Origin of the sequence: Nocardioides baekrokdamisoli (assembly GCF_003945325.1) — a bacterium.
GTDB lineage: Bacteria > Actinomycetota > Actinomycetes > Propionibacteriales > Nocardioidaceae > Nocardioides > Nocardioides baekrokdamisoli.
In genome coordinates this window covers 1,577,227-1,602,572 of sequence record NZ_AP019307.1, presented here as the reverse complement: position 1 = coordinate 1,602,572, position 25,346 = coordinate 1,577,227, and the positions used below count along the sequence as shown (strand labels likewise).

Below are 25,346 nucleotides of genomic sequence, written 5' to 3'. Positions count from 1 at the left end.
TCACGTGAACGACCCGCTGAGTGCAGCTGCGGAGCCGACCAGGCGTCGGATCCTGCAGTTGTTGGCTCGGGGGCCCCGCACGGTCGGTCAGATCAGCGCGGAGTTCACCGTCACCCGCTCGGCCATCTCCCAACACCTCCTCCTGCTCGCCGGAGTGGGGCTGGTCGAGGCCGAGAAGGTCGGGCGCGAACGGCACTACCGAGTCGTGCCGTCCGGTCTGCGAGCGCTGCAGGCCGAGATCGATCGTTTCTGGACCGACGAGCTCGACCAGCTCGTCGCCGATGCTCACGAGATGAGGAAACACGCATGACGTTCACCAAGAGCGCCGACCTCCCTGTCGGACTCGACGAGGCGTACGCACTGGTCACCCAGCCCGAGCGGCTTCGCCGCTGGCAGACGGTGGCCGCGACTGTCGACCTGCGCGTCGGCGGCGAATACCGCTGGACCGTGACCCCCGGCCACCGCGCGGCGGGCACCTTCAAGGAGATCGAGCCCGGCAAGCGGGTCGTCTTCGGCTGGGGCTGGGAGGACGGCGACCTGGCACCCGATGCGTCCACCGTGACCATCACATTGGAGCCGACCGACAGCGGGACCCGGGTGACGCTGACCCATGAGGATCTGACCTTGGAGGAAGCTGCGGCTCATGCCGAGGGCTGGACCCACTTCCTCGATCGCCTCGAGAAGCTGGCGACGACCGGCGACGCAGGTCCCGACGAATGGGCCTGGGCGCCGGACCCGATCGACCCGCTGATCGCGGCAGAGGCGTCGCTGGCCGTCCTCCAGCCGATCCTGCGCGGACTGACCGCCGAGGATCGACCGAAGCAGACCCCGTGCGAGGACTTCGACTGCCACGGCCTCGCCGAACACCTCATGGGCAGCCTGGCCTCGCTGGGGGAGATGGCCGGCGTGACGGTCACCCGACCCGAGGCTGGGTCGTTGGAGGACAAGGTGTCCGTGATGGCCGCTCAGGTCATCACGGCCTGGCTCGCGTACGACGAGGACATGGCGGTCGGTGGGCACCTGCCTTCGTCGATGGCGCAGGCGATCATCTCGCTCGAACTGCTGCTGCACGGATGGGACCTTGCCGAGGCGTCGGGTCAGCAGATGCGGGTGAGCGACGAGCTGGTGGCGTACGTGACCGAGCTTGTCACGCCGATCATCGTGGCTGGTCGCGACCGCGGTTCGTTCAAGCCCGAGGTCGCGGTGTCCGGGAGCGGGTCGGCGCTCGACCGATTGGCCGCGTTCGCTGGTCGGACCCGGATCGAGCAGGCGGCCTGAGCATGCAGATGCCCAAAGCCTCTGAGGCTTCGAAGCAGGCATTCCGGGATCTGCTCGAGCCGTTCGCCGCGGCGTCCCCCAGCGTCGAGGTGAAGCCAATGTTCGGCCAGCTGGGCGCCTTCGTGAACGGCAACATGTTCGCCGGCCTGTTCGGCGACACCACCGGCGTGAAACTTGACGCCGATGGGCTCAGCGCTCTCGAAGCGGTCGGCGGAAACCCCTTCGGACCGGAGGTCCGACCGATGGGGGGCTACCTCACCATCCCCGCGAACGCTGCTGCCGAGCCGTGGATCGAGCGCGCGCTGGCGTACGTCGGCGCCCTCCCTCCCAAGACCCCCAAGAAGAAGTGAGCAGAGACATGACGGATCAGACCATGGCCTTCGACGGCAAGTGCGCGTTCGCAGTGTCGGTCGGTGGCATCAGGAGCGCCCCCGACGCCAACCCGAAGTACTTCGTGGAGAAGAACGGCACCACGTACGGCTTCCTCGGCGCCGTGCCGAAGACGCTGTTCCAGATCATCCCGGGCAGCGCTGCGCGAGCTGACGCCGCCTGGGCGAGGGCTCAGGCCTCCCTGGCCTGACCGACAACCCGACGAATCAAGGAGACATGAGATGAGCAAGTTCCTCGTTCTGTACAAGTCCGACACGACTGCTCGCGAGCAGATCGCGAACGGCACCCCCGAGCAGGCCCAGGCTGGCATGGACGCGTGGATGCAGTGGTTCGGCAAGGCTGGCGACGCGATCGTCGACGGCGGCTCGCCGGTCGACGGTGGCGAGATCGGTGGCTACTCGATCCTGCAGGCCGACTCGCGCGAGGCCCTCGACGCGGTCCTTGAAGGCCACCCGCACCTGCAGATCGGCACCATCGAGGTCGCCGAGTTCCTGGCCATGCCGGGCATGTGATCGTCGGGGCCTGACGGCGCGTCCGATTCTGGGAGACTCTGAGGGTGCCAGCCCCACAACCTCCTGTCGTACGCGCCGCCACGGCCCTGATCGTGGTGTCGGCGGTGCTGACGGTCATCAAGGCTGTCTCGACGCTGCGGAACATCGGTTCCATGGAGACGGTCGCCGCGCTCAACAAGGCACTGTCGATGGGCTGGGCGAAGTCGTCGCACCTCAGCGTGACGACCCTTCAGGACCTTCTCCGCGTGAGCGCGAACATCTCGGCGGTGCTGGCCGCCGCGGTCGCCGTCCTGGCGATCTTTGCCAGCCGCGGATCGCGTCAGTCCCGGATCGCGCTCGCCGTACTTGCCCTGCCGATCCTGATCGTGTGCCTGATGGCGAGCGGGTTCGCAGGGCTGGGCATGCTCGTCGGGATCGGGCTGCTGTGGTCCCGCAACGCCGCTCCGTGGTTCGCGGGCGAAGCTGCGGTCGCGCCTCGGGTGTCTTCGCCTCCGACCGTTCCGGCTCGGACCAGCCCGCCCGGGTACTCGTACCCGGCCCCCTTGCCGCCACCGCCAGCGGCAATGTCTGCAACCCAGCCTCCGCGTCCATCGCGAGTGACCTACTCGGCTGTGGTGGCGATCGTGCTCTCCTCGCTCGCGGCCATCGGCGGGCTTCTGAGCGGGATCGGTCTGGTCGCGCTTCTGGCTCAACCGGACCTTCGTCAGAGCGTCGTTGACCGGACGCAAGCGCTTCAAATGTCGGTGTCGCTGTCCGACCTGAACCGCGAGTTGCCCTTTGCGGCGATCGCAGCCGCCGTCATAGTCATCCTTGGTCTGGCCGGCGTCCTCGCGGGCGTACTGGTGCTCCGCGGCTCCCCGCAGGCGCGGATCGCGCTGATCGTCCTGTCCGCGATCTCCGCGGTGATCAGCGTGCTCATGATCACCTCGGTCATCAGCATCATCTGGCTGGCCGGCGCCGTGTCCGTGCTCCTCGGCCTCGGCGCATCGGACTCGGCCGAGTGGTTCAAACAGCGCTGAGATCAGCCCTCGCGAGGCGTTCGAGCGCACCGTCGACCACGTCGTACTTCTTGCAGAAGGCCCACCGCACCAGAGTTGCGCCGGCGTCGGAATCGTGGAATCCCTTCAGTGGGATGCAGGCCACTCCGGCTCGGTCGGGGAGCGTACGCGCGAACGCGTCGCCGTCGCTCCAGCCGAGCGTCCTGACGTCGGACACGGCGAAGTAGGTGCCTTGAGGAGTTGTCGTCGGGATGCCGAGGCCGTTGAGCCCGGACACGAGGCGGTCCCGCTTCTCGTGGAGCTCGTCGCGCAGGTGGTCAGGCCAGGTCGGTTCGCTGTCGAGGGCGTACGCCGCGGCGTGCTGCAGGGGACTCGCGGTGGTGAAGGTGAGCCACTGCTTGGCTGACAGCGTGGCGGCGACGAGGTGCTGCGGACCGGTGGCCCAACCGACCTTCCAACCGGTGAGTGAGTACGACTTGCCGAGGCTCGAGATCGTCAGCGTCCGTTCGGCCATGCCGGGCAGGGTGGCGATCGGCGTGTGCGGTGTCTCGTAGGTGAGGTGTTCGTACACCTCGTCGCTGATCACGATCAGGTCGTGCGCGACGGCGAGGTCGCGGATCGCTCGCAGTTCGTCGGCCGACAGGACGGTGCCGGTCGGGTTGTGCGGGGTGTTGAGCAGGATTGCCTTCGTACGCGGCGTCACGGCCGCGGCGAACTCCTGGGGATCGAGCCGGAAGTCGGGTGCGCGCAGTGGCACTGTCCGTCGGACGCCGCCGGCCATCTGGATCGTTGCGGCGTACGAGTCGTAGTACGGCTCGAGGACCAGCACCTCATCGCCCGGATTGATCAGCCCCAGGATCGCGGCGGCGATCGCCTCGGTGGCACCGGTGGTGACCACGACCTGCGAGAACGGGTCGAGTTCGAGCCCGTACGTCCGCTGCTGGTGGCGTGCGAGCGCCTCCCGCAACACCGGGATGCCCGGACCGGGTGGGTACTGGTTCGCACCGTCGCGCATCGCCCTTGCGGCTGCCTCGAGGACCGTCGCCGGTCCGTCCTCATCCGGGAATCCCTGGCCCAGGTTGACCGCCCCGGTGCGTACGGCCAACGCCGAGATCTCGGTGAAGATCGTCGGCGGGATACCGTGCAGACGCTGCGACAGAGTCATGTCAATAACCTAGAGCCATGACCGACGCCTCCCTTGCCGCCGATATCAACGCAACCTGCCGCCTGCACGGCACGTTCACGCTGCGCTCGGGCAAGGTGTCCGACACCTACTTCGACAAATACCTCTTCGAGGCGCAGCCGGAGTTGCTGGAGCGGGTGGCGTCCCGGATGGTCGAACTCCTGCCCGAGGGCACCGAACTGCTCGGCGGTCTCGAGATGGGCGGCATCCCGATCGCCACCATGGTGTCGGCCAAGACCGGGATCCCGGCGATCTTCATCCGCAAGAAGGCCAAGGAGTACGGCACCGCGAAGCTCGCGGAGGGCCCGGACTTCAACGGCAAGCGGGTCACCCTCATCGAGGACGTGATCACCTCGGGCGGTGCAGTCCGCGACGCCGTGAACGAGTTGCGTCCCGCGGGTGCGATCGTCGAGACGGTGATCTGTGCGATCGACCGCTCCCCGGAGCCGGGGGAGTCGCTGCGCGATGTCGACCTCGAGATCCGGTCGGTGTTGACGCGCGCCGATCTGGACGCCGCCGAGGGCTGATCAGAGCAGGACGGTGATGCCGCGCGCGGATGCGGCGTCCCTGATACGGCCGTCAAACGTTGCCAGGGGGAGCGCTTCACGCTCAGCGACCCAGATGTAGCCAGCGTCGTAGGCGGTCAGGCCTGTCTGGACGGCAAGCCGTGCCAACCGCTCGACCCCGGGATCAGGGATCGCCACGGTGGGAAGGGCTCCGAGCACGGCGAAGGCATCGTCGAGGCTGTCTCGCCCAAGACGGCCGCGTCGCAGACTGAGAGTGAGCGCGTTGGCCACCTCGTAGGTCCACATCGTCGGTACGACGATTCCGTCGGATCGCGCGGTCATGAGGAGTCCGTCGGTCGCCGCGGTCCGTTCATCGGGGATGACCCAAGCCAGGGCAACGCTGGCATCCACCACCAATGGCATCAAACCCGGTGGCCCTCGTGAATGAGGTCGCGCATTGTCTCGCCCGGGTTCAGCACCTTGGTGGTTGAGCGCCGCGCGAGCAGGGCTTCCCACTCGGCATCGCTCATGCGTACGTCGCTGATCGGGACCAACTTCGCGACCGGGTGGCCGTGCCGGGTGATGGTGACGGTCTCGCCTGCTTCCACCCGTGCCAAGAGGGCGGGCAGATGGGTCTTCGCTTCATAGGCGCCCACGGTTGCTGCGGTCATGGTTTCAGACTAGTCGTAGACCAGTCTGAACCAACCGAAACGAGAACGGCTCTCCCCGGGGTCGGGAAGGACCGTTCTTGTTGGATCAGGCGGTCTTGCTGTCCTGCATCTTCTTCCGCAGGAACTCGAAGCCGATCACGACCACGGTCACCGCGAGCAGGCCGTACGTGATGAGGTCGATGTAGTGGCCCAGGCCCGGGAACTGCTTGCCGAGGAAGTAGCCGATCAGCGAGATCGAGGCGACCCAGCCGGCCGCGCCGATGAAGCTCCATACGAAGAACCCGCGGCGGTCCATCTTGGTGATGCCCGCTACGACGGTGATGTACGTACGCACCAGCGGCACGAACCGGCCGATGACCAGCGCGGAGTGACCGTGCTTCTCGAAGAACGCCTGGGTGTCGTCGAGGTACTCGCGCTTCATGATCTTGCCGGTGTGGTTGTAGAACGACGGCCCGAGTTTTCGGCCGATCTCGTACCCGAGCACGTTCCCGGCGAAGGCGGACGCGGTGTAGATCACCAGCAGTCCGACCAGTTCGACCCAACGGTGTCCGCCGAGGAAGTGGATCTTGTCCACCCCGATGAACAGACCCATCGCGAACAGCAAGGTGTCGCCCGGCAGGAACGGGAAGAAGAGCCCGCACTCGACGACCAGCAGGATGATGCCGAGCCAGAAGAGGTCTCCGCCGAACTTCGTCAGCAGGAAGTCAGGGGAGATCCAACTCGTGATCGAGAGGCTGGGCAGCTGAATCAGGAGATCGTGCACGCGGTCACTGTACGGGGAAGGGTCTACCGTTCGTGCGGTGAACGACGGCAACGAGGAGCGCGCGCCGGGCCGCGCCGCGGGCGCGGCGGGCTCCCTCTCTCGGCGCGATGCCGACGCGAGCGTCGACATCGACCTCGCTCGGTCGCCCTACGACCCGATGCCCTACGGGCAGGCCGAGGTCGGACTCGGCCCGTGGGAGGGCGACTGGCCGACCGGCCCCGAGTACGACCCTGAGCTGCTGAGCAACGGCGACCGCCGCAACGTCGTCGACCGTTATCGCTACTGGACGATGGAGGCGATCGTCGCCGACCTCGACAGTCGCCGGCACACGTTCCACGTGGCGATCGAGAACTGGCAGCACGACTTCAACATCGGCACCATCGTCCGGACCGCGAACGCATTTCTTGCGGCCGAGGTGCACATCGTCGGCAACAAACGCTGGAACCGCCGCGGGGCGATGGTGACCGACCGCTACCAGCACCTCAAGCACCATGACACCGTCCCCGAACTCGCGGCGTACCTCCACGAGCAGGGGGTCCAGTTGCTCGGCATCGACAACCTGCCCGGCAGCCTGCACCTGGAGTCGATGGAGATCCCCGAGAAGGTCTGCTTCCTCTTCGGTCAGGAGGGTCCCGGCCTGTCGGAGCAGGCGCGGGAGGCGTGTGACGGCACGTTCTCGATCGCGCAGTTCGGATCCACCCGGTCGATCAACGCGTCGGCTGCGGCAGCGATCGCGATGCACAGCTGGATCAGGACGTACGCCGACCTCTCGTCCACGGACGCCTGGCGCGGGTAGAGTCACCCGCGGTCCGGGAGGCCTCGTACGAGCCTCCACCCGCCGGTGCGTCGCTGACGCACCCAGGTATTCAGTCCAGGAGCTCCTCGCATGCCCATCGCAACCCCCGAGAAGTACGCCGAGATGCTGGCCACCGCGAAGGCCAAGGGCTTTGCGTTCCCGGCGATCAACGTCTCCTCCTCGCAGACCCTGAACGCTGCGCTGGCGGGCTTCCAGGCAGCCGGGTCCGACGGCATCATCCAGATCTCCACCGGGGGCGCCGAGTATCTGTCTGGTCCGACAATCAAGGACATGGTCACCGGCTCGCTCGCGTTCGCCGCGTACGCCGCCGAGGTCGCGAAGAGCTACTCGGTCAACATCGCGCTGCACACCGACCACTGCCCCAAGGACAAGCTCGACGGCTTCGTACGTCCGCTGCTCGCTGCCTCGGCCGAGCGGGTGTCGCAGGGCGGTCTGCCGTACTTCCAGTCGCACATGTGGGACGGCTCGGCCGTGCCGCTGGACGAGAACCTGCGGATCGCCGAGGACCTGCTCACGAAGTCGAAGGCCGCGAACGTGGTCCTCGAGATCGAGGTCGGCGTCGTCGGTGGCGAGGAGGACGGCATCGTCGGAGCCATCGACGAGAAGCTCTACACGACCCCTGAGGACGCGCTCGCGACTGTCGAGGCGCTCGGCCTCGAGGGCTACCTGACCGCCCTCACCTTCGGCAACGTGCACGGCGTCTACAAGCCGGGCAACGTCAAGCTCCGCCCGGAGATCCTCAAGGACGCTCAGGCTGCGATCGTCGCCAAGTACGGCTCGGCCGCTGGGGACAAGCCGCTCTCGCTGGTCTTCCACGGCGGCTCCGGCTCGACCCCCGAGGAGATCGCCGCCGCAGTCTCGTACGGGGTGGTGAAGATGAACATCGACACCGACACCCAGTACGCCTTCACGCGTCCGGTCGCCGCGCACATGTTCAACAACTACGACGGCGTCCTGAAGGTCGACGGCGAGGTCGGCGACAAGAAGGCCTACGACCCGCGCGCGTACGGCAAGGCGGCCGAGGCGGGCATGGCAGCTCGCGTCGTCGAGGGAGCCCAGAACTTGCTCAGCGCCGGTCAGACCATCGGCTGAATCCAGCCTGACCCGAAGAGCCCTGCCACTCCGGCAGGGCTCTTCGTGCGTCAGATGCCGTACGTCATTGCGTGGTGACCTGCTGGGCGATGACGGTTCCGGACACGTGATCGGACGGGTTCTGCTGGGTGGCCGTTCCGGTGTCGGTGCAGGAGACCTGCCAGGTGGCGGTGGTTGCCACGGTCACGACGGTCACCATCGTTCCCGAGCCGGGCACGGACAACGCCGCCGCGGGTACGCCGAAGGCCCCGTACTGCGTACTGCCGAACTGGTCGAACAGCGTGCAGTTCAGGGCTGCTGCCGTGCTCGAGCCCTGGACCGACGCCGTGACCACGTACGAGCCTGGCGCGGTCGTGGTGGTCGTGGCGATCACGCCGGCGTTGCCGCGGGGAATGTCCACGGCGTTCACCTGTTCCGAGACCTTTGGAGCCGGCGCGTCCACGTAGTAGCCGGTGACATCGATGAGGACGTTGGTTGCGGTCGACGCCTTGATCGCGACCTTCGCCCCGGACCCCATGAGGACCGTCGCACCATTCGCCACGGTCACTCCTGCGCCACTGAAGTTGACGGTCGAGTTGCCGGGCCAGGGCGTACCGCCCGGATAGGCGGCCACGTACCCTCCGCCGGTCGTGCCGGTCACGGTCACGTTGACGGTGACAGCCGAGGCTCCGGTCGGGACACCGCAGCCGGACGCACCGCCCTGGCCGGTGCCGTCGCTCATCGAGAACATCTTGATGCCGGAGAACACCCCGCCCGCTGTCCTGGTGTCGGCCACGCGGCAGGGGTTGATGCCCACCCACCCCTTCGGGGTGGTGCGGGGCGTACTCAACGCGTCTGCGCTGACGGCGGTGGCGGCGAGGGCGACAGCGGCGACCAGAACGACGACAGCTCGGCGCGGGGCGGTGGCAGGTTCCATGCTCGCATTGTGGGTACGGCGGAGGCCGTTGTCATCCACCTGGGTGTCCGATCCGGGGGGTTACTTGGGCGTCCAACGAGGTCTACGTTGAGGAACGGTGCGCCACCGCGCACAGCCACACCCACACTCGGAGGGAATCTCGATGCGTAGACATGTCACAACGTGCTCGCTGCTCGCAGCAACAACTCTTGGACTCGGTTTCATGGCCGCCACACCCAGCCAGGCCGCTCCCGGTCCACACCAGCTCCCCGGCTCCTCGCCGGGCTGGTTGGCCCATGCCCACCGGGTTGGCACCCCCGCCGCCAACGCTGCTGTGAACGCCCGGGTCTACCTCGCGCCGAACGGCGGCTTCTCGGCGCTCCAGTCCTTCGCCCAGTCGGTCTCCACACCGGGATCGGCGAACTACGGGCGGTATCTGACGCCGGCGCAGTACCACGCGCAGTTCGACGCGTCGCCCGCCACGATCGCTGCGGTCAAGCAGTGGCTGACGAGCGCCGGGTTCAAGGTCACCGGGACTGAGGCCCAAGCTCGCTACGTCGAGATCTCCGGCACCGTCGCCGCCGCGCAGCAGGCCTTCGGCGCCAGCATCGGGACCTTCACCCACGACGACATCACCGTCCAGGCCCCGACCGGCCCCCTCAGTGTTCCCGGCGGGCTCGCGTCCGCGGTGCTCTCCATCAGCGGAGTCGACACCACGCCCGAGGTGAACGCTCCGGCAACCACGAAGCCGTCACCTCCTCCGGCCGGCTTCCGCAACGGGAAGCCGTGCTCGGCGGCGTACGGCGACAGTTCGTCGGCGACTGGCCCCGACGGCACCGCCCTCCCGAAGTACAACGGCACCACACTTCCGTTCGCGGTCTGTGGTTACACCGGGAAGCAGTTGCGTACGGCGTACGAGGCCGGTGTCCACGGGCTCACCGGCCGAGGTGTCACAGTCGCGATCGTGGACGCGTACGCCTCCCCGACGATCCTCGCTGATGCGAATCAATATGCGATCTCGACGGGCGACAAGGCGTTCAGGCGAGGTCAGTTCAGCCAGAACCTGCCAGCCAGCTACACCCACGTGGGCAGCGGCAAGCACGGGTGCACCGCGAACGGTTGGTACGGAGAGGAAACCCTCGACGTCGAGGCGGCACACGCGATGGCACCTGATGCGAACGTCCGCTACTACGGAGGCAAGAGTTGCAGTGACCCCGACCTGTTGGCCGCCCTCGCGCGGGTCAACGACGAGGGCATCGCGACGATCGTCTCGAACTCGTGGGGCGGCGTCGGTGACGTCGTGAAGCCGAGCCTGTTCCAGGCGTACGAGGCGACGTTCCTCCAAGCCGCCGCCGAAGGCATCAGTTACACGTTCTCCTCCGGCGACAGCGGCGACGAGTCCACCAACCTCGGTACGCCGCAGACCGACTATCCGGCGTCCGACCCGTACGTCACCGCTGTCGGTGGCACCTCGACCCAGATCACCTCGGCGGGCATCACCGGTGAGACCGGTTGGCAGACATCGAAGTACTCACTCGTGAACGGGGCGTGGAGCCTGGTCGCGCCGTTCCAGTACGGCGGTGGCGGCGGCTACTCGTCCAACATCCCTGAGCCGGCCTATCAGACGGCCGCCGGCATCGTGAGCCCGAACGGCGGCCGCGCTGTCCCGGACATCTCGATGGATGCCGACCCGACGACGGGCATGCTCGTCGGTCAGACGCAGGCGTTCCCGGACGGGGGCTACTACGACACCTACCGGATCGGTGGCACCAGCTTGGCGTCGCCGTTGTTTGCCGGCATGACGGCTCTGAAGATTCAGTCGTCCGGACACGGGCTCGGTCTGCTCAACAACCTGATCTACACCGATCACTCCGGCTTCACCGACGTGACCGGTGCTGGAATGGACGCGGGCAACATCCGGGTCGACTACGCGAACGGGCTGGATCCGTCGGGTGGCTACCTCTACTCGATCCGCACCTTCAACGGCGCCACGACCTCACTCAAGGTCGGGGCCGGTTGGGACTCCGAGACGGGCTGGGGTAGTCCCCGCTCGGGTTGGGTCCAATAAGTCGAACAACGCGAAGGGGCTCCGCCGACAAGCGGAGCCCCTTCTGCAATGCGTACGACTCAGGCGGTCGGAGTCGGCAGCTTCCGGTAGAACAGGACCGCAGCGAGGCCGAGCACGAGGATCGCCGGCGGCAACAACAATGACTGGGCCATCGAGTCGCTGAAGTGCTGGTGGAACGCCTCGAGTTGGGCCGGGGTCGGCTTCAATTGCTGGAGTTTGCTCAGATCCTGGTCGAGACCGTGGGCTGCGAGCCGAGAGTCCATGAGCACTGCGATCGCCGCCGAGCCGAGGACGGCTCCGATCTGACGGGCCGCGTTGTAGACGCCCGCGCCCGCACCGGCGAGCGACATCGGCAGACCTCGGGTCGCCGTCGCCGTCAGCGGCGCCCAGACACCGGCCGAGCCGGCGCCCATGATCGCCATCGGGATCGCGAGGATGAAGAGGCTGCGGTGCGGGTTCATCAGCAGTGACAGGCTGACGAAGCCGAGGATCACGCCCGCGAAGCCGGTGCCGACGATCAGGCTCGGATGGATGCGGTCGGTCAACTGGCCGACCTTCGGCGCGAGCACGATCGACATGATCGCGAGCGGGAGCATCATCATCGCCGCGTGGGTCGGGCTGAGGCCGCGTACGACCTGCGCCCAGATCATCAGCGGGAAGCCCATCGCGGTGAACGAGAAGCTGATCGCCATGATGCCGACATTGGAGAGGCTGAAGTTCCGCTCGCGGAAGAGCGAGAGCGGCACCAGCGGCTCGGCTGCACCACGCGCCTGCCACAGCACGAACACCGCACCGAAGAGAAGGCCGCCGATGATGAAGAGCGGCACCGAGATGAAGCCGGTGACCTTGCCCCAGTGATAGTCGTGGCCCTCCTGGATGCCGAACACGATGCCGAACATCGCGATACCGCTGAGGACGACGCCCAACCAGTCGAAGTGATGGCTGCGGTTGTCCAACTTCGGCAGCAGGCGTACGGCCATCGCCAGAGCGATGACGCCGACCGGGATGTTGACGTAGAAGATCCACTGCCAGCCCTGCCAGTCGACCAGGATGCCGCCGAGCAGCGGGCCGACGACCAGGGCGACACCCGCGGTCGCGCCCCACAGTGCGGTCGCCTTGCCCCGCCGTTCGGCCGGGAAGATGCGGGTGATGATCGCCATCGTCTGCGGGGTGATCATCGAGGCACCGAGGCCCTGCACCACCCGAGCGACGATCAGCGCGCCGACGGTCGTGGTCAGACCGCACCACAGCGACGCGGCCGTGAAGACCGTCAGACCGATGATGTAGAGGTTCTTCGGGCCGTACCGGTCACCGAGTCGACCGGTGATCAGCACGGGGACTGCGTACGCCAGCAGGTAGGCGCTGGTCACCCAGACCACGGACGTGACGCTCGCGTTGAGGTCCTTGATGATCGCGGGCGTTGCCACCGCGGTGATGGTCGTGTCGACCATGATCATGAAGAAGCCGACGACGAGCGCGAACAGCGCTGGCCACGGGTCCTTCTCGGTGGAGGGGGCCTGAGCCGCGGTCGTCTGGGTCACAAGAGGAGTCAACACCCAACCGCCGACAGTTAGTCCACCCCGTGCACACTCACTAATCTGGGCGGGTGAGCGACACGACCCCCGAGCTGCCCGAGCTGGATCTCAACGAGCAGATGCTGGTGCGCCGAGCGAAGCGGCAGCGCCTCCTCGACGCGGGTCGCGAGGCGTACCCGGCCGGCGTGAAGCGCACACACACCCTTGAGCAGATCCGCGAGGCGTACGCCCACCTCGAGGCCGGCGAGGAGACGCAGGACGTGGTCGGCATCGCCGGTCGGGTGATCTTCGTACGCAACACCGGCAAGCTCTGCTTCGCCACCATCCAGGAGGGCATCGGTATCCGCCTGCAGGTGATGCTGTCGCTGGCCGAGGTCGGCGAGGAGTCGCTCGAGGACTGGAAGGCATCGGTCGACCTCGGTGACCACGTGTTCGTCACCGGACGGGTGATCCAGTCGCGTCGCGGTGAGCTGTCGATCATGGCGACGTCGTGGGAGATGGCGTCGAAGGCACTGCGGCCGCTGCCGGTGTTCCACAAGGAGACCTCCGAGGAGTTCCGCGTCCGTCAGCGGTACGCCGACCTCATCGTCCGCCAGGAGGCACGCGACATCGTTCGTATGAGGTCGTTGATCACTCGCACTGTCCGGCACACGCTCGAGGACGCGGGCTATCTCGAGATCGAGACGCCGGTGCTGCAGCTCATCCACGGCGGTGCGCATGCGCGCCCGTTCAAGACCCATCTCAACGCGTTCGACCAGCCGATGACGCTGCGGATCGCGCTCGAGCTCAACCTCAAGAAGGCCGTCGTCGGCGGTGTCGACAAGGTCTTCGAGATCGGCCGGATCTTCCGCAACGAGGGCGTCGACTCCACCCACAGCCCCGAGTTCACGATGCTCGAGGCGTACGAGTCCTACGGCGACCAGTTCTCCATGGCGGAGATCATGCGGACCCTCTACCTCAACGCCGCCGACGCGATCGGCTCCCGGCAGATCGAGGTCCCGACGGGTGCGACCGACGAGGCCGGCGAGCCGGAGACGATCACGATTGATCTCGACGGTGACTGGCGTTGGCTCCCGGTGTACGAGGGCGTGTCCGAAGCCGTTGGCGTGACGGTCACTCCCGACACCTCGCTGGAGGACCTGGTCGCTCTCGCGGCCAAGCACGAGGTCGAGATCGACCCCAAGTGGTCGGCCGGCAAGGTCGTCATGGAGCTCTGCGGCGAGCTCGTCGAGCCGTACCTGATCCAGCCGACGTTCCTCTGCGACTTCCCTGCCATCGCGCAGCCGCTGGCGCGCCTCAACTCCGAGGACCCGCGCAAGGTGCTCGCCTGGGACCTGATCATCGGCGGCGTCGAGCGGGGTACGGCCTTCACCGAACTCGTCGACCCGGTCGTCCAGCGCGAGGTCCTGACCCAGCAGTCGCTGCTCGCAGCCGGCGGCGACCCGGAGGCCATGCAACTCGACGAGGACTTCCTGCGTGCACTGGAGTACGGAGCGCCGCCGATGGGCGGCCTCGGACTCGGCCTCGACCGGATGGTCATGCTCTTCACCGGAGCCGGCATCCGGGAGACGATCCTCTTCCCGCTGCTCAAGCCGGAGGCCTGATCTGCGCGCAAGCGTGTGACAACGTCCGGGCGGTCGGGGTAGTCTCCTGTCGCAAGAGCCCCGGTCTTGCCGGGGCTTTCGGCATTTCAAACAGGGTTGTTTCAACAGCAGGACCGCGTCGAGCAGCTGGCATGTGAAGAACTACCGCCAGAGGGACTCCGCCTAACGTGGAGTCGGCTCCGCCGACTGGAGGTAGAACATGCCAGCAATCGCGATCATCGGCGCCCAGTGGGGCGACGAAGGCAAGGGCAAGGCGACCGACCTGCTCGGTGAGCACACCGACTACGTCGTGAAGTTCAACGGCGGCAACAACGCCGGGCACACCGTGGTCATCAAGCAGGCCGACGGCACCAGCGAGAAGTACGCGCTGCACCTGCTGCCGAGCGGCATCCTGACGCCGGGCGTCGTCCCGGTGATCGGCAACGGGGTCGTCGTCGACCTCGGTGTGCTGTTCCACGAGATCGACGGGCTGGAGGCGCGCGGCGTCGACACGAGCCTCCTCAAGCTGAGCTCCAACGCCCACGTCATCCCCGACTACAACCGCAACCTCGACAAGGTGCACGAGCGGTTCCTCGGGTCCCGCAAGATCGGCACCACCGGCCGCGGCATCGGCCCGACGTACGCCGACAAGATGAACCGGATCGGGATCCGCGTCCAGGACCTCTTCGACGAGAAGATCCTGCGCGCCAAGGTCGAGGCCGCTCTGGAGTTCAAGAACCAGATCCTCACCAAGATCTACAACCGTCGCGGCTTCACCGTCGATGCGATCGTCGCGGACCTGACGCAGTACAACGAGCGCCTCGCGCCGTACGTCTGCGACACCTCACTGCTGCTGCACGAGGCGCTCAACGACGACAAGATGGTGCTGCTCGAGGCCGGCCAGGCGACCCTGCTCGACATCGACCACGGCACGTACCCGTTCGTGACCTCGTCCAGCGCGACCGCGGGCGGCGCCTGCACCGGGTCCGGGATTCCGCCGAGGCGCCTCACCACCATCGTCGGCATCGTCAAGGCGTACACGACTCGCGTTGGCGAGGGTCCGTTCCCGACCGAACTCTTCGACACGGCTCAGGACCCGGGTCCCGGCGAGTTCCTGCGCCAGACGGGCTTCGAGTTCGGCACCACCACCGGGCGCCCGCGTCGCTGCGGTTGGTACGACGCGGTGATCAGCCGGTACGCCGCGCGGATCAACGGGGTCACGGACTTCGTGCTCACCAAGCTCGACGTGCTCACCGGCCTGGAGCAGATCCCGGTCTGCGTGGCCTACGACGTCAACGGTGTACGCCACGACGAGATGCCGTCGAGCCAGACCGACTTCCACCACGCGAAGCCGATCTACGAATACCTCCCCGGCTGGACCGAGGACATCTCCGGCTGCCGCACCCTGAGCGATCTGCCGAAGAACGCCCAGGACTACATCGCGTACCTCGAGTCGATCTCGGGTGCGCGGATCTCGGTCGTCGGGGTCGGCCCGGCCCGCGACGAGACGGTGGTCATCCACTCACTCGTCGGATCTGGCTGATTGGCTACACGGATCTGGTCGCTCCGGTGACCCAATTCGTGCAGCGAGTCGTGGCAGAGTGAACCTGTGAGGCGTGCAGCTGCCATTGGTCTGATCCCCGTTGCGTTCCTGTTCGGATGGGCCGCCGCAAGCATTCCTGGAGTGCCGGACACCGCGCACTTCTGGAATGGCAACTGGTCCTGGCCGTACCTGCTCGCCGGTGGACTCGGGTGTGTGCTCGCTCGGCGCTGGTGGACGCGCCTCCTGCTTGCGCCGACCGCGATGGCATCGATGGTCCTCGGGTTCTACAACGTCTTCCGGCTGCTGTCGGCGACTGCCGATCAGTTGGGGCTGCCCCGGTCCGCCTCCCATAGCGAGGTGCTGCGGGCCGCGATCGACAACTACCTCCGGCTGAACGTCCTGCGTCCTGACGGCTGGATCACTATCAGTGTGGTCGTGGGCGTCGGGATGGCGACGTCGTATTCGTTGCTGGAGCGCCGCGGCCGCGGTCGTCTCCTGCTGGTCGGTGTGGCCGTGCTCGGGTTCATCGAACCGATGTGGCACTTTGCGGTCCCACGGAGCGGCCCGCTCACCGGCTACACCCTCGACCGCTCTGCTGCTGTGGGGGTCCTTGTCCAAATGGCTGTGGCCGCGTTGGTGTTGTTCGCCGGGATGAGGGGCAGACGCAGCACGTCGCGGTCTGACACCATGCGCGCATGAGCGTCACCGCCCGCGAGTTCAACCAGATCACCGCCGCGAACACCTCCGGCCGTCGGCCGATCGTGCTCGTGCACGGACTGTGGTGTCTCGCATCGAGTTGGCGCAACTGGCAGGCGTTCCTCGAGGACCGCGGGTACGCCGTGGTGGCGGTCGACTGGCCGGGTGACCCGGTCACGGTCGAGTCGGCTCGTGAGGGCGGCGGGAGCCTGGCCGGGATCTCGGCCGCGACGGTCGCCGTGCACGTACGCGAGGTCGTCGCGCTCCTGGAGCGCAAGCCGATCCTGATCGGCCACTCGATGGGTGGCCTCGTGGTCGAGATCGTCGCGGGCGCCGGTGTTGCGGCAGCCACGATCGCCATCGGCCCGGCCCAGATGAAGGGCGTCTGGACGCTGCCAGCGAGCGTCCTGAAGGCCCTGCTGCCGATCCTCGGCGACCCGCGCAACATCAACCGGACGGTGATGCTGAGCGAGGACCAGCACAAGTACATCTTCGCGACCACGCTCGATGAGGCCGAGGCTCGCGAGCTTTATCAGGAGTGCGTACCGGCGCCGGCGAAGCCTCTCTTCGAGGTCGGCACGGCCAACCTGACCCCGCGTTCGGTGACCGCGGTCGACACCCGGCAGCCCGACCGCGGCCCGTTGTTGATGGTCGCGGGCGAGAACGACACCGTGACCCCGTACGCGATCGTGGAGGCCGCGTACAAGCGCCAGAAGAAGAACCCGCACCCGACCGAACTCGTCGAGATCCTCGGTGCCGGGCACTCCTTCGTGGTCGACCACAACTGGGCGGACCTGGCCGAGCGGTCCATCGAGTTCCTCGCGAAGCACGGTCTCTGAGAGGCTTGACCCCCGTGAAGACTGTGGGTTTGAAGACTCTGGTGATCGGTACCGGCGGCCGCGAGCACGCACTGGCTCTCAAGTTGGCTTCCGACGAAGGCGCGGAGGTGCACGCCGCGCCGGGCAACCCGGGGATCAAGGCCGTTGCGACACTTCACGACGTCGACCCGATGGATGGCGCCGCTGTCGCCGCGCTGGCCCGGCAGCTCGGCGCCGATCTGGTCGTGATCGGGCCCGAGGCTCCGCTGGTGGCGGGCGTCGCCGATGCCGTACGCGCGGCCGGCATCGCAGTCTTCGGACCGTCGAAGGCCGGGGCGCAGCTCGAGGGTTCGAAGGTGTTCTCCAAGGAGGTCATGGCCGCTGCGGGCGTGCCGACTGCCGGCTCGCGCGTCGCCACCACGCCGGAGGAAGCCGCCGCCGCCCTCGACGAGTTCGGGGCTCCGTACGTGGTGAAGGACGACGCATTGGCCGCCGGCAAGGGCGTCGTGGTCACCCGTGATCGCGACGAGGCGCTCGCCCACGCTGCGTCCTGCGGGCGGGTTGTCATCGAGGAATTCCTCGACGGCCCCGAGGTCTCGCTGTTCGCGATCTGCGACGGCGAGCGTGCGTACGCACTCCAACCGGCACAGGACTTCAAGCGCATCTTCGACGGCGGCCGTGGCCCGAACACCGGCGGCATGGGTTCGTACACGCCGCTCAGCTGGGCGCAGCCCGACCTTGCCGAGGTCGTGCTGGCGCAGGTCGTACGCCCCACCCTCGCCGAGATGAACAAGCGCGGGACCCCGTTCGTCGGGTGCCTCTACGTCGGCCTTGCGCTGACCGCCAAGGGCCCGCGGGTCATCGAGTTCAACTGCCGCTTCGGCGACCCGGACATCCAGCCGGTGCTCGCTGTCCTCGAGTCCTCTCTGGGGGAGTTGCTGCTAGCAGCTGCCGAGGGACGTCTCGAGACCGTCGCGGCGCCGATGTTCAGCGCTGATGCGGCCGTGACCGTCGTGCTGGCCTCGGAGGGCTACCCGGAGTCGTCCTCCAAGGGTGACGTGATCAGGGGCGTCGGCAACGCCAACGGGGTCAACGACGTCGACGTCATCCACGCGGGTACCGCGATCATCGCTGCCCCCGAGGAGAACGACCCGGACCACAAGCACTTGGTGACGGCAGGCGGTCGCGTACTCGCCGTCCGGGCTCGCGGCTACGACGTCGAGGACGCGCGGACCCGTGCGTACGCGGCCGCTGACCTGATCTCGTTCCGCGGCATGCAGCGCCGTAGCGACATCGCGGCCGAGCCGCTGGGTGTCGTCGAAGGTGCGTCAGTCCTCTAGTGGAATGCCGGCGCGTGCCCGTGCTGGAAGATCAGGTTGGTCTCCGTCAGGGCCACGTCCGGGTTGGCTGACAGATGCTCGATCACGAAGTCGTTGAGGGCTTCGGTGTCCGGCACTGCGACGTGGATGAAGAAGTCGTGGGCCCCGCCGAGCAGATAGACGTTGAGTACGCCGGGCAGCTTCGCGAAACCGCGGAGGTACGCCGACAGTTTCGCGCGCGCGTGCCCCTGCATCCGGACGCAGATCATCGCCTGGAGTGAGCGCCCGACGCGGGCCGGATCGATGTCCGCGTGGAAGCCGCGGATGACCCCGTTGTCCTGAAGCGCCCGCAGCCGCGCGTGGGCGGTCGAGGGCGCGACACCGGCGGCATCGGCGAGGGCGTTGTTGGGCGTACGCGCGTGTTCGGCCAACTGGCGGAGCAGTCGGATGTCGATCTCATCGAGATCGAGCCGAAGATCCTTCGGCTGGTCGCCGACTGCGAATCCTTGGACCGAAGAAACAGTGACCATGAGGTCATTCTACAAAATGATCGCTGACCATCTGGCCAATGTGACGAAGAACATCAACCATGAGGGCATGAGGATCGGTGTGCCCAAGGAACTGAAGAACCACGAGTATCGCGTCGCGATCACGCCGGCCGGTGTCCATGCGCTGGTGTCTCGAGGTCACACGGTCACGGTCCAGGCCGGAGCCGGGATCGGGTCGAGCATCTCCGACGACGACTTCCGTGCCGCCGGTGCGCAGATCGAGCCGGATCCGGACAAGGTCTGGGCAGAGGCCGAGCTCGTCCTCAAGGTCAAGGAACCGATCGCCGAGGAGTACTCCCGCCTCCGCCCCGGCCTCGTCCTCTTCACCTACCTGCACCTCGCGGCTGATGAGCACCTCACGAAGGAGTTGCTCGCCAACCAGGTGACCGCGCTGGCGTACGAGACCGTGGAGCTGGCCGACCGTTCGCTGCCCTTGCTGGCGCCGATGTCCGAGGTCGCGGGCCGGTTGGCACCTCAGGTGGGCGCAGCGACTCTGCAACGCGCCAACGGCGGGCGCGGCGTACTCCTTGGAGGCGTGCCCGGCGTGAAGCAGGGCAAGGTCGTCATCCTCGGCGCCGGCGTATCCGGTCTCAACGCGGCCAGGATCGCAACCGGCATGGGCGCCGACGTCGCCGTCCTGGATGTCTCGGTCCCCGCACTGCACCGCGCCGAACAGATCTTCGGCAGCCGGATCCAGACGATCGCGTCCAGCCCGTACGCCATCGAGGAGCAGTGTCTGAGCGCCGATCTGGTCATCGGTGCCGTCCTGGTGGCGGGGGCGAAGGCCCCGCGACTGGTGAGCAACGACCTCGTCCGACGGATGCTGCCCGGCAGCGTGCTGGTCGACATCGCCATCGATCAGGGTGGTTGCTTCGAGGACTCGCGCCCGACCACCCACGCCGACCCCACGTTCCGGGTCCACGACAGTGTCTTCTACTGCGTGACGAACATGCCGGGGGCCGTGCCGAACACCAGTACGTACGCCCTCACGAATGTGACGTTGCCGTATGTGACGGCGATCGCCGACCGCGGCTGGGAAGCGGCACTGCGGAACGATTCGGCGCTGGCCCGCGGCCTCAACACGCACGCCGGACTGCTGACGAATCTGCCCGTCGGCACTGCCCTCGGATTGGACTCCACCGACCCGGAGTCCGTCCTCGGTTAACACCGTCGCCCCGGGCGGTTGCTAACGACCTTTTCAGGTAAAGGTTATGTATCCACTTGTCAGGGGTGCTCGCCTCAGCGGCCGCACAGGAGTACGTTCCCGGTCAGGGAACTGCGCGCCGTGACGCAGTTCACAACTTTGGAGGATTCTCATGTCTCGCATCTCCCGGAGCGGCGCGGTCTTCGCAGCCGTCGGAGCGACCGCGGCCCTGGCGCTGACCGCCTGCGGCACCACCAACTCGAGCACCGGTGGAGGCGCATGCAGCGTCAAGATCGGCTATCTGGGTGCCCTGACCGGCGACGCGGGTGCTCTTGGTCAGAACATGCTCGGCGGGATCAACACCGCGCTCGCGAAGTACAACGCCGCACACTCCGACTGCAAGGTCAGCGTGATGTCTGAGGACTCGCAGGGTGACGCAGCGCAGGCGACTCCGTTGGCAAAGACCCTGATCGATGACGCCAACGTCATCGGTGTTGTCGGTCCCGGCTTCTCCAAGGAGTCGGCGGCAACCGGAGGTTCCTTCTCACAGGCGGGGCTTGCGACTGTGTCGCCGTCGGCCACCAACGTGAAGCTGACCACGAACGGCTGGAAGACCTTCCACCGCGTACTCGCCAACGATGACGCTCAGGGACCGGCTGCGGCGAAGTACCTCACCGCTGCCGGCGCCAAGAAGGTTTTCGTCATCGATGACTCGGAGGACTACGGCACCGGCTTGGCCACTGCGGTCAAGAAGGCCCTCGGTTCGTCCGTGGCTGGCACCGACAGCATCCAGCAGAAGCAGACCGACTTCGCAGCCACGGTGACGAAGGTGAAGAGTTCGGGTGCGGACGCGGTCTTCGTCGGCGGCTACTACCAGGAGGCCGGACTCATCGCCAAGCAGCTGCGTCAGGCCGGCTGGACCGGCAAGTTCGAGTCCGGTGACGGCTCCGAGGACCCGAAGTTCATCGACGTCGCGGGCAAGGCTGCGGCAGAGGGCGCCATCTTGACTGCGGCTGCGGCACCCGCGACGGCCGACTTCACGGCCGCCTACAAGGCTGCGAACGGTGGCAAGGAGCCGGGCCTCTACTCCGCTGAGGCCTACGACGCCACGAACGTGTTCCTGGATGCGATCGCCGCCGGCAAGACCACCCGCGCCGACGTTCTCGCCTTCGTGAACAGCTACGACAAGCCGGGCGTGACGAAGCAGATCAAGTTCACCTCGACCGGCGAGGTCACCACGCAGACGATCTACGCGTACGTCGTCAAGGGTGGCGTGATCCAGCCCGGCAAGCCGATCGAGTAAAAGAACCACCACAAGACCGCGGCCGGGAAGGCAATCACCTTCCCGGCCGCGGCCACATGACGGAGAGCCTGCGTGCATACCCTCATCCATTCCTTCTTCGAACTGACGATCACCGGCCTGGTGCTCGGCTCGGTCTACGCCCTGGTCGCCCTGGGCTACACACTCGTGTACGGCGTGCTGCAACTGATCAACTTCGCTCACTCCGAAGTCTTCATGTTCGGCACCTTTGCCTTCGCCTGGGTACTGGTCGCGTTCGGCGCGAGTCCGCAGACCGGGGCATGGGCCCTGATCGGGATGGTGATCGTCGGCGCCTTGGCGGCCGCCGCGATGTCCGCGGGAGTCGCCCTCGTACTGGAGCGCGTCGCGTACCGCCCCTTGATCAAGAACAAGGCGCCGAAACTCGTGGCCCTCATTTCAGCCATCGGCGCATCGTTCGCGCTGTCGGAGTTGATGGGTTTGCGCGACAAGATCGCCAACGCTGTCGGCCTGGGTGACGCGCTCGCCCCGTATGTCGCCAATGCCCGCGACATCTACGCGCTACAACTACCGAACCCGAGACCACTCTTCACGATCGGTGACTATCAGGTCACGAACATCGACCTGTTGATCCTCGCCGCCGCCTTGGTGATGATGCTCGCGCTTGACGTGTTCGTGAGGCGTACGCGAATCGGGCGCAGCATGCGCGCGGTGGCCCAGGACCCGGAGACCGCGGCGCTCATGGGAGTCAACTCCACTCGGGTCATCCAGTGGACATTCGTCATCGGCGGCATCATGGCCGGTGTCGCTGCAACGCTCTACATGGTCAAGTACGGAGTCACCCGGCAGAACTCGGGCTTCCTGCTCGGCGTCAAGGCGTTCACCGCCGCGGTCATGGGGGGCATTGGCAACCTGCGGGGAGCACTTCTCGGCGGCCTGATCCTCGGAGTGGCGGAGAACTGGGGATCGGCCCTCATCGGCAGCCAGTGGAAGGACGTCGTCGCGTTCGTCCTTCTCATCGTGATCTTGCTGTTCCGGCCGTCCGGACTGCTCGGTGAGTCGCTCGGGAAGGCACGCGCATGAAGATCGCACTGCCGACCCGTCGCCCGGGCCGTCCGCTTCCGAAGAGCGCCAGGACTCCGATCATCGCGCTCGCGGTGCTCCTCGCGTACGCGCTGCCGTTGTTGAATATTCCGTTCATCACCACCCCTGACAGCGATTTCGGCGGCGTCCTCTTCACCTGCGCTTCCTACGCGTTGGTGGCGCTCGGGCTCAACATCGTGATCGGGTACGCCGGGCTGCTGGACCTCGGCTACGTCGGCTTCTACGCCTGCGGGGCGTACACGACCGGCGTGCTCACGGCGAACCACTGGCACTGGCCGTTCTTCCTCGCACTACCGGTCGCGATCGCGGTGACGATGCTGTCCGGAGTGATCCTCGGTGCTCCGACGCTGCGCGTACGCGGCGACTATCTGGCGATCGTCACGCTGGGGTTCGGCGAGATCATCCGACTGGTCATCACCAACACACAGTGGCTTGGTGGCTCGGCCGGTATCAAGAACATCCCGGCGCCACCGAGCATCCCGGCGAACCACGGCGACACGTTGAGCAACGGCCTGTTCCAGATTCCACACCTCGCCTGGGTCAACGGCCAGCCGCTGATCGATACCGGCAAGCAGACCAGGGTGCTGACGTTCGGAGTACTGGACGCGATCCCGTTCTACTGGCTCGTGCTGACTGCTCTGATCGTCGTCCTGATCGCCGACATCCTGATCAAGAACAGCCGGGTCGGCCGGGCGTGGGAGGCAACCCGGGAGGACGAGGACGCCGCGGAACTGATGGGCGTCCCGACCTTCAAGTTCAAGTTGCTCGCGTTCTCCATGGGCGCGGCCATCGGCGGGCTGTCAGGCGCGATGTTTGCCACCCGGCAGAGTTTCATCGATCCTTCGACGTTCCAGATCATCCTGTCCGAGTTGTTTGTGGCAGCTGTCGTTCTCGGCGGCTCGGGAAACCGTTGGGGGGCTATCGCTGGCGGCGTCGTCGTTGCGTACCTGCCATTGCGGTTCGTCGGCTTCTCTGACTGGCGGGTGCTGTTCTTCGGTCTTGCATTGATGGCGCTCGCGATCTGGCGGCCACAAGGCCTGTTCCCGCCACGGCGGACTCGTCGAACCCAAGCGGTTCAAGCGCTACTCAAGGCTGAGGAGGTGGCTGATGCCTGACGCATTGCTGGAAGTCGACGATGTCACGATCAAGTTCGGAGGTCTGGTTGCGCTCGACAGCGTGTCGTTCGACATCGTCCCCGGCGAGATCTTGGGCTTGATCGGTCCCAACGGTGCCGGCAAGACCACGTGCTTCAACGTGATGACCGGGGTCTACGAGGCGACGTCGGGTGAAGTCCGTTTTGACGGTACGAAGCTGAACAAGCTCAAACGGCATCAGATCACCAAGCTTGGCCTCGCACGCACATTCCAGAACATCCGGCTCTTCAAGTCGATGACGGCTCTGGAGAACGTCATGGTCGGCACCGACGTGCACAGCAAGGTCGGAGTCTGGGACGCGCTCTTGCGTACCAAACGATTCAGGTCGACCGAAGGCGCGTCGCGCGAGCGTGCCCGCGAACTGCTCGACTTTGTCGGTGTCGCTGCTCTTGAGGACGAGTTGGCAGCCAACCTTCCCTACGGTGACCAGCGGCGGTTGGAGATCGCGCGCGCGATGGCAACCGGCCCGAAGTTGCTCTGTCTGGACGAGCCGGCTGCAGGCTTCAACCCGGCCGAGAAGCAGAAGCTCATGCAGCTCATCAGGAAGGTTCGCGACGACGGCTACACGGTCCTTGTCATCGAGCACGACATGCGTCTCGTCATGGGCGTGTGCGACCGGATCGTGGTGCTGGAGTTCGGGAAGAAGATCGCTGAGGGTACGCCGGCGGAGATCCGCGACAACCCCGCAGTCATCGCTGCGTACCTCGGTGTGGAGGAGGACGACGATGCTTCTTGAGGTGTCCGGGCTGTCAGTGAACTACGGCCACATCGAGGCGCTGCGTGATGTCTCGTTCGGCGTCGAACAAGGCACCGTCGTGGCTCTCATCGGTGCGAACGGAGCGGGGAAGACCACCACTCTGAAGACCCTCTCGGGCTTGCGGCCCGTACGAGCCGGTCGAATCTTGCTCGACGGCAAGGACATCACCAAGACGCCGGCACACCAGCGCGTTTCTCTCGGGCTTTCGCAGTCGCCTGAGGGGCGCGGCTGTTTCCCCGGGATGACCGTGCGCGAGAACCTCGACATGGGTGGATTTGCGCGCAAGGACCGCAAATCAGCCGAATATCGGTCCGACCTCGACCGGGTCTTCGACCTCTTCCCACGGCTCCGCGAGCGCGAGAAGCAGGCGGCCGGTTCGATGTCCGGCGGTGAGCAGCAGATGGTCGCGATGGGTCGCGCCCTGATGGCTCGGCCGAAATTGCTCCTGCTCGATGAGCCGTCGATGGGGCTCGCCCCCAAACTCATCCAGCAGATCTTCTCGATCGTCACCGAGATCAACCAGCAGGGCACCACGGTGCTGATGGTCGAGCAGAACGCCGCGCAGGCGCTCAAGCGCGCGCACCAGGCGTATGTGCTCGAGACCGGGGAGATCGTGAAGTCGGGGACCGGGAAGGACCTGTCGGCCGATCCTGCGGTGAAAGCCGCGTACTTGGGCGGCGATATCTAAGTCTG

The 25,346-nt window shown here is 66.6% G+C and carries 28 protein-coding genes; 21 read left to right on the top strand and 7 right to left on the bottom strand.

What is annotated here, in order from left to right:
* Window positions 1-4 precede the first annotated feature (4 nt).
* From KCTC_RS07745 to KCTC_RS07720, 6 genes are read left to right on the top strand one after another with little or no spacing between them, the layout of a single operon-like run.
* Window positions 5-310, top strand: coding sequence for an ArsR/SmtB family transcription factor (locus KCTC_RS07745; protein ID WP_125568315.1), 306 nt, complete (start codon window positions 5-7; stop codon window positions 308-310).
* Window positions 307-1,278: a TIGR03086 family metal-binding protein gene (locus KCTC_RS07740; RefSeq protein WP_125568314.1), complete on the top strand. Its 972-nt coding sequence runs from the start codon at window positions 307-309 to the stop codon at window positions 1,276-1,278. Before KCTC_RS07745 ends, KCTC_RS07740 begins: the two co-directional genes overlap by 4 nt.
* An 8-nt stretch (window positions 1,279-1,286) precedes the next feature.
* Window positions 1,287-1,628 (top strand): TfoX/Sxy family protein, encoded by a 342-nt coding sequence (locus KCTC_RS07735; protein WP_197715159.1) that lies wholly within the window; start codon window positions 1,287-1,289, stop codon window positions 1,626-1,628.
* A gap of 8 nt (window positions 1,629-1,636) precedes the next feature.
* Window positions 1,637-1,858: a hypothetical protein gene (locus tag KCTC_RS07730; protein ID WP_125568310.1), complete on the top strand. Its 222-nt coding sequence runs from the start codon at window positions 1,637-1,639 to the stop codon at window positions 1,856-1,858.
* Between the two features lie 31 nt (window positions 1,859-1,889).
* Complete coding sequence (locus tag KCTC_RS07725) at window positions 1,890-2,180, top strand: YciI family protein (protein WP_125568308.1); 291 nt, start codon at window positions 1,890-1,892, stop codon at window positions 2,178-2,180.
* Window positions 2,181-2,224: 44 nt separating this feature from the next.
* Window positions 2,225-3,199: a hypothetical protein gene (locus KCTC_RS07720; RefSeq protein WP_125568306.1), complete on the top strand. Its 975-nt coding sequence runs from the start codon at window positions 2,225-2,227 to the stop codon at window positions 3,197-3,199.
* Here the strand turns inward: KCTC_RS07720 and KCTC_RS07715 are convergent.
* Window positions 3,186-4,343, bottom strand: a complete 1,158-nt coding sequence (locus KCTC_RS07715) for an aminotransferase class I/II-fold pyridoxal phosphate-dependent enzyme (protein WP_125568304.1) — start codon at window positions 4,341-4,343, stop codon at window positions 3,186-3,188. The two genes, KCTC_RS07720 and KCTC_RS07715, sit on opposite strands and share 14 nt — an antisense overlap.
* Window positions 4,344-4,360: 17 nt before the next feature.
* Here KCTC_RS07715 and pyrE point away from each other — a divergent pair, with 17 nt between their 5' ends.
* Window positions 4,361-4,888 carry an orotate phosphoribosyltransferase gene (gene pyrE, locus KCTC_RS07710; protein ID WP_125568302.1) on the top strand — a complete coding sequence of 176 codons (528 nt, stop codon included), beginning with the start codon at window positions 4,361-4,363 and terminating at the stop codon, window positions 4,886-4,888.
* On the opposite strand, the gene KCTC_RS07705 is transcribed toward pyrE, so the two are convergent.
* From KCTC_RS07705 to KCTC_RS07695, 3 genes are all read right to left on the bottom strand, one after another.
* Entirely contained in the window at window positions 4,889-5,281 is a 393-nt protein-coding gene (locus tag KCTC_RS07705; protein ID WP_197715158.1) for a type II toxin-antitoxin system VapC family toxin, read from the bottom strand.
* Window positions 5,282-5,289: 8 nt separating this feature from the next.
* The gene (locus tag KCTC_RS07700) at window positions 5,290-5,538 is read right to left on the bottom strand and encodes a type II toxin-antitoxin system Phd/YefM family antitoxin (RefSeq protein WP_125568298.1); all 249 of its coding nucleotides are present in this window, start codon (window positions 5,536-5,538) and stop codon (window positions 5,290-5,292) included.
* 85 nt (window positions 5,539-5,623) lie between these two features.
* Complete coding sequence (locus KCTC_RS07695) at window positions 5,624-6,301, bottom strand: DedA family protein (protein ID WP_125568296.1); 678 nt, start codon at window positions 6,299-6,301, stop codon at window positions 5,624-5,626.
* A gap of 157 nt (window positions 6,302-6,458) precedes the next feature.
* Here KCTC_RS07695 and KCTC_RS07690 point away from each other — a divergent pair, with 157 nt between their 5' ends.
* Window positions 6,459-7,097, top strand: coding sequence for a TrmH family RNA methyltransferase (locus tag KCTC_RS07690; protein WP_125570070.1), 639 nt, complete (start codon window positions 6,459-6,461; stop codon window positions 7,095-7,097).
* Between the two features lie 90 nt (window positions 7,098-7,187).
* Window positions 7,188-8,210: a class II fructose-bisphosphate aldolase gene (fbaA, locus tag KCTC_RS07685; protein ID WP_125568294.1), complete on the top strand. Its 1,023-nt coding sequence runs from the start codon at window positions 7,188-7,190 to the stop codon at window positions 8,208-8,210.
* 64 nt (window positions 8,211-8,274) lie between these two features.
* Here the strand turns inward: fbaA and KCTC_RS07680 are convergent, their stop codons facing one another.
* Entirely contained in the window at window positions 8,275-9,126 is an 852-nt protein-coding gene (locus tag KCTC_RS07680) for a hypothetical protein (protein WP_125568292.1), read from the bottom strand.
* A 202-nt stretch (window positions 9,127-9,328) separates the two neighbouring features.
* Between KCTC_RS07680 and KCTC_RS07675 the strand changes: the two genes are divergently transcribed.
* On the top strand, window positions 9,329-11,173 hold the full coding sequence (locus KCTC_RS07675) for a S53 family peptidase (RefSeq protein WP_164512526.1): 1,845 nt from the start codon (window positions 9,329-9,331) through the stop codon (window positions 11,171-11,173).
* Between the two features lie 59 nt (window positions 11,174-11,232).
* Here KCTC_RS07675 and KCTC_RS07670 read toward each other — a convergent pair whose 3' ends face one another.
* Window positions 11,233-12,714, bottom strand: coding sequence for an MFS transporter (locus KCTC_RS07670; RefSeq protein ID WP_197715157.1), 1,482 nt, complete (start codon window positions 12,712-12,714; stop codon window positions 11,233-11,235).
* A gap of 65 nt (window positions 12,715-12,779) precedes the next feature.
* Here KCTC_RS07670 and lysS point away from each other — a divergent pair, with 65 nt between their 5' ends.
* The 5 genes from lysS to purD all read left to right on the top strand — a co-directional run bounded on the left by lysS (window position 12,780) and on the right by purD (window position 18,688).
* Window positions 12,780-14,312: a lysine--tRNA ligase gene (gene lysS, locus KCTC_RS07665; RefSeq protein ID WP_269461413.1), complete on the top strand. Its 1,533-nt coding sequence runs from the start codon at window positions 12,780-12,782 to the stop codon at window positions 14,310-14,312.
* Window positions 14,313-14,511: 199 nt separating this feature from the next.
* Window positions 14,512-15,834: an adenylosuccinate synthase gene (locus KCTC_RS07660; protein ID WP_125568288.1), complete on the top strand. Its 1,323-nt coding sequence runs from the start codon at window positions 14,512-14,514 to the stop codon at window positions 15,832-15,834.
* Window positions 15,835-15,900: 66 nt separating this feature from the next.
* On the top strand, window positions 15,901-16,533 hold the full coding sequence (locus tag KCTC_RS07655) for a hypothetical protein (protein WP_125568286.1): 633 nt from the start codon (window positions 15,901-15,903) through the stop codon (window positions 16,531-16,533).
* The gene (locus KCTC_RS07650; protein WP_125568284.1) at window positions 16,530-17,369 is read left to right on the top strand and encodes an alpha/beta hydrolase; all 840 of its coding nucleotides are present in this window, start codon (window positions 16,530-16,532) and stop codon (window positions 17,367-17,369) included. The genes KCTC_RS07655 and KCTC_RS07650 overlap by 4 nt, the downstream gene beginning before the upstream one ends.
* Before the next feature lie 29 nt (window positions 17,370-17,398).
* Entirely contained in the window at window positions 17,399-18,688 is a 1,290-nt protein-coding gene (purD, locus tag KCTC_RS07645) for a phosphoribosylamine--glycine ligase (protein ID WP_125570067.1), read from the top strand.
* On the opposite strand, the gene KCTC_RS07640 is transcribed toward purD, so the two are convergent.
* Window positions 18,685-19,197: an Lrp/AsnC family transcriptional regulator gene (locus KCTC_RS07640; RefSeq protein ID WP_125568283.1), complete on the bottom strand. Its 513-nt coding sequence runs from the start codon at window positions 19,195-19,197 to the stop codon at window positions 18,685-18,687. The genes purD and KCTC_RS07640 overlap by 4 nt on opposite strands.
* A gap of 67 nt (window positions 19,198-19,264) precedes the next feature.
* Between KCTC_RS07640 and ald the strand changes: the two genes are divergently transcribed.
* The 6 genes from ald to KCTC_RS07610 all read left to right on the top strand — a co-directional run bounded on the left by ald (window position 19,265) and on the right by KCTC_RS07610 (window position 25,341).
* Window positions 19,265-20,380: an alanine dehydrogenase gene (gene ald / locus KCTC_RS07635; RefSeq protein ID WP_125570066.1), complete on the top strand. Its 1,116-nt coding sequence runs from the start codon at window positions 19,265-19,267 to the stop codon at window positions 20,378-20,380.
* A gap of 151 nt (window positions 20,381-20,531) precedes the next feature.
* Window positions 20,532-21,662 (top strand): branched-chain amino acid ABC transporter substrate-binding protein, encoded by a 1,131-nt coding sequence (locus tag KCTC_RS07630; protein ID WP_125568281.1) that lies wholly within the window; start codon window positions 20,532-20,534, stop codon window positions 21,660-21,662.
* Window positions 21,663-21,734: 72 nt separating this feature from the next.
* Complete coding sequence (locus tag KCTC_RS07625) at window positions 21,735-22,721, top strand: branched-chain amino acid ABC transporter permease (RefSeq protein ID WP_125568279.1); 987 nt, start codon at window positions 21,735-21,737, stop codon at window positions 22,719-22,721.
* The gene (locus KCTC_RS07620) at window positions 22,718-23,857 is read left to right on the top strand and encodes a branched-chain amino acid ABC transporter permease (RefSeq protein ID WP_125568276.1); all 1,140 of its coding nucleotides are present in this window, start codon (window positions 22,718-22,720) and stop codon (window positions 23,855-23,857) included. The genes KCTC_RS07625 and KCTC_RS07620 overlap by 4 nt, the downstream gene beginning before the upstream one ends.
* Window positions 23,850-24,632, top strand: a complete 783-nt coding sequence (locus KCTC_RS07615) for an ABC transporter ATP-binding protein (RefSeq protein WP_125568274.1) — start codon at window positions 23,850-23,852, stop codon at window positions 24,630-24,632. Before KCTC_RS07620 ends, KCTC_RS07615 begins: the two co-directional genes overlap by 8 nt.
* Window positions 24,622-25,341 carry an ABC transporter ATP-binding protein gene (locus tag KCTC_RS07610; RefSeq protein WP_125568272.1) on the top strand — a complete coding sequence of 240 codons (720 nt, stop codon included), beginning with the start codon at window positions 24,622-24,624 and terminating at the stop codon, window positions 25,339-25,341. Before KCTC_RS07615 ends, KCTC_RS07610 begins: the two co-directional genes overlap by 11 nt.
* Window positions 25,342-25,346: the final 5 nt, after the last annotated feature.